Origin of the sequence: Enterococcus dongliensis, from assembly GCF_031927985.1 — a bacterium.
Lineage (GTDB): Bacteria > Bacillota > Bacilli > Lactobacillales > Enterococcaceae > Enterococcus_A > Enterococcus_A dongliensis.
On record NZ_JARPZC010000064.1, the window covers coordinates 1 to 232 of the forward strand.

1 protein-coding gene is annotated in these 232 nt (G+C 37.9%); it reads left to right on the plus strand.

What is annotated here, in order from left to right:
• The coding region (locus P7D84_RS13790; protein ID WP_311806794.1) for an rRNA adenine N-6-methyltransferase family protein at nt 1–232 on the plus strand (232 nt) is incomplete at both ends.

Sequence of the window (232 nt, forward strand, 5' to 3'; positions counted from 1 at the left end):
TTCACCGAACACTAGGGTTGCTCTTGCACACTCAAGTCTCGATTCAGCAATTGCTTAAGCTGCCAGCGGAATGCTTTTATCCTAAACCAAAAGTAAACAGTGTCTTAATAAAACTTACCCGCCATACCACAGATGTTCCAGATAAATATTGGAAACTATATACGTACTTTGTTTCAAAATGGGTCAATCGAGAATATCGTCAACTGTTTACTAAAAATCAGTTTCATCAAGC